The 3494-nt window shown below is 62.7% G+C and carries 4 protein-coding genes; 2 read left to right on the plus strand and 2 right to left on the minus strand.

Features of this window, described 5'->3' with window-relative positions:
- A partial coding sequence (dapF, locus tag B3V69_RS11605; RefSeq protein WP_296446686.1) for a diaminopimelate epimerase occupies nt 1-386 on the minus strand: 386 nt, incomplete at its 3' end.
- A gap of 97 nt (nt 387-483) precedes the next feature.
- Between dapF and B3V69_RS11610 the strand changes: the two genes are divergently transcribed.
- Nucleotides 484-2148, plus strand: coding sequence for an MBL fold metallo-hydrolase (locus B3V69_RS11610; RefSeq protein ID WP_296446689.1), 1665 nt, complete (start codon nt 484-486; stop codon nt 2146-2148).
- 285 nt (nt 2149-2433) lie between these two features.
- Here the strand turns inward: B3V69_RS11610 and B3V69_RS11615 are convergent, their stop codons facing one another.
- A complete protein-coding gene (locus B3V69_RS11615; RefSeq protein ID WP_172688537.1) occupies nt 2434-2670 on the minus strand; it encodes a trimethoprim-resistant dihydrofolate reductase DfrB10 in 237 nt (78 codons plus the stop codon).
- 355 nt (nt 2671-3025) lie between these two features.
- Between B3V69_RS11615 and B3V69_RS11620 the strand changes: the two genes are divergently transcribed.
- The coding region (locus B3V69_RS11620; protein WP_296446693.1) for an IS110 family transposase at nt 3026-3494 on the plus strand (469 nt) is incomplete at its 3' end.

Consider the following 3494-nt stretch of genomic DNA (forward strand, 5'->3'; position numbering starts at 1 on the left):
TCGGCCAACTCGAACACCGGAGCACCCATGCTCACGGTCACGCGGCCATCGGGCGTGAGTTGGGGCTCGATCACGCCACCCAGGGTCTGCACCCGGATCGCGTCCTTGCTGGTCAGGCCCTGGTCACGCACAAAACGGGCAAAGCAGCGCGCGCCATTGCCGCACTGCTCGACCTCGGAGCCATCGGCGTTGTGGATCACATACTCAAAATCAATGCCCGCGGCCGGTGATGGGCGCACCGTCAAAATCTGGTCGGCACCGACGCCAAAGTGGCGGTCGGCCAGCAAGCGGTACTGCGCGGTGGATAGGCCCAAACGCTTTTCGGTCTCGTCGAGCACCACGAAGTCGTTGCCGGCGCCCTGCATTTTGGTAAAACTGATTCGCATGGGGGAATTATCTCTGTATCTCTGATGAGGATCCGGACTAGAGGGACGGCGCCAGAAGAAATAGAACAGGCGCCGCAATTCGTTGCAAAATCAAACCATGGCACGACCCAAACAACTCCTCCACCCCCAGCGCGAACCCGTCCCCACCCGCGCAGCCGCCACCGTGCTGCTGCTGCGCGACAGTGCCTGCGGCATTGAAGTGCTGATGACGCGCCGCGCCATGACCGCCAGCTTTGCCCCCGGCGCCTATGTGTTCCCCGGCGGCGGCGTGGACGCCCATGACGCCGCCAGCCACGCCCAGGCCAGGCGACGGAGCACGCAAAGCGACCTGCATCTGACGCAGGCCATCGCCGCCATCCGCGAGAGTTTTGAAGAATTGGGCGTGCTGCTGGCGCGCCGGGCCGACGGCGCCCCCGCCGACCACAGCGACATTGCGGCGCTGGACCGCAGCGCGCCCTTCACCGCCCAATGCCAGGCGCTGGGCCTGACCCTGGCCGCCGATGAGGTGTTTGTGCTGGCCCACTGGATCACCGACCGCGACCTGCCACGCCGTTTTGACGTGCCCTTTCTGGTGGCGCGCATGCCGCAGGGGCAATCGCCGGTGGCCGATGAGACCGAGCAGTTCGAGCCGGTCTGGGTGCGCCCGGCGGATGCGCTGGCACGGCACCAAGCCGGCCAGTTCTTCATCATCTTCCCCACCATCCGCACACTGGAACGACTGCAAGCCTACGCCACGGTGGACGCCGTGCTGAAAGCCTGTGCCGCCACCGAGCAGCCGCTGTGGACCAGTTGCCCGCGCGCCGGCCTGGTGGCCGGTCACGAGACGCGTTTCATGGAGCATGAACACCCCTACGGTGAACTGGCGCTGGTCTGCCCCGACGGGCAAATCGTGCACGCGCTGGACTGGCAGTCCGAGCAGCCGGTGGCGCTGCTGAAAAACGTGCTGCGGCTCACCGCCCCCAACCCCGGCGCCATGACCGGCCCCGGCACCAACAGCTATCTGGTGGGCGACCCCGCGACCGGCTACATCGCGATCGACCCCGGCCCCGCCGACGCCGAACACGTTGAAAAATTGTGGCGCGCCGCCGGCGGCGATATCCGCATGATTGTGTGCACCCACTCGCACGCCGATCACTCGCCCGGCGCGCAACCGCTGCAGGCCCTGTGCGAGCCCAGGCCGCCGATTCTGGGCCTGCCCTCGGCGCCCACCGCGCGCAAGGCGAGCGAATTCACGCCCGACCGAGCGCTCCTAAATCAGGAGCTGCTCAAGCTTGAAGGACGGGGGCCAGAGGGTGATTTGACGCATACCCTGCAGGTGATTCACACGCCCGGCCACGCCGCCAACCACCTGTGCCTGGTGTTGCTGGAAGACGGCCTGCTGTTCAGTGGCGACCATATCCTCAACGGCAGCACCACGGTGATTGATCCGCCCGATGGCGACATGACGGCCTACCTCGACTCGCTCGATCGCTTGAGCGCCGCCTGCACGGAGCAGCGCATCGAGTTCATCCTGCCCGCGCACGGCTACGTCATCGGCGGTTACGCCGGCGAGGCCGCCGCGGCCATCACGCACCTCAAAGCCCATCGCCTCAAACGTGAAGCCAAGGTTCTCAAGGTCATGCAGGCGCAGCCGCAAGGGTCCCTGGACGACTGGGTGGCGGCGGTTTACGACGACGTGCCGCCGCGCATGTGGCCGGTGGCCAAGCGCTCATTGATGGCCCACGTCGCGCGCATTGAGGCCAATTTATCCCTGAATGACTGATCTGGGCTGGTGTAGGCGGGAGCGAGGCGGCTGCCGGGGGCTCTCAGCGCTTCGCTCTTTGAAATCGCCCCCAACATCCGCCCCACACCCGCCTTGCGTAGCTGGTTGATCCGATCTGGGTGCCATTGGGGCGCAGGGAGCAACTACCGGTTCAGACACATTGCCGTCAGACGCTTCGCTCCGAAGCTGTCATTCGAGATGCAGGTTCAACGTCGAAGCTACCCGGCACGCAGCAAGCGCCGCGCAGCGGCATTCTGCTGCTGTGTGTCCGTGCCGAGCGAAATGTTAGGCCACGCGTTCAAGCGCAGCCACAGGATAAATTTGTACTGAGCCTGGGTGAGATTCAGACTCGACGGCATAGCCTTCAGGGGTCAGTTTTGTGCAGTACCAGCCGACAACTTGACCCTGCCAAGCGGCGCCAGATTTCTTGCGTACGCGATCTCCCAGGCCAAACGTGGCACGCAATGGGAGCGCAAACTGGCCAGCAACTGGAGTACTGACTTCATTGCTACTTTGATCCATACCTAACCTTTCTTGTGAATGTCTTGAGATGCTCGGTTGATCCATACCTACTACTTGATTGGTCGATGACCTTCAAATCTTTCGCCCATGATGCGCTCAACGGCACTGGAGACCAAGTGGTGGGAAAGCGGCCTCCTTGAATGCCGTTGGCAGATCGAATTCAGGCACAAGCGACTGTATAAATCTCGGCCGGATTCGCGAAGGCTTCTGGCACGTTCGCATTTCGGCGCCTAACGAATGAAAGGGACTTCCCCGTCCCAAGCGAGCCGCGACCCGTCAGGGTTGCGGTTTACGGCAGCTGAGTGCCAAGATGGAGAGGAAAATCTTTTCATCAACTCACTTGAGAGGGGAAATCATGGCTATCGTAACCGTTGGAATTGACCTCGCCAAGAACGTCTTTGCGGTGCACGGCGTGGATGAGGCTGGCAAGCCCGCATTGGTGCGTCCCGAAGTACCACGCGCCAAGCTCATTGAACTCATTGCCAACTTGGCACCCTGCCTGATTGGTATGGAAGCCTGCTCCGGTGCCCACCACTGGGCCAGGGAATTTGCCAAGTTCGGTCACACCGTGCGGATGATGGCGCCCAAGTTCGTTGTGCCTTACCGCATGAGTGGCAAACGTGGCAAGAACGACGCTGCGGATGCAGCTGCCATCTGCGAAGCCGTCACCCGCCCCAATATGCGCTTTGTTCCAGTCAAAAGTATCGAGCAGCAGTCTCGCCTGTTTGTGCACCGCGCCCGCCAGGGTTATGTGGAGCAACGCACCGCGCTCATCAACCGCATTCGTGGCCTGTTGTCTGAACTAGTACATCAACACGCAAGTT

The organism is Rhodoferax sp. UBA5149 (assembly GCF_002413825.1).
GTDB lineage: Bacteria > Pseudomonadota > Gammaproteobacteria > Burkholderiales > Burkholderiaceae_C > Rhodoferax.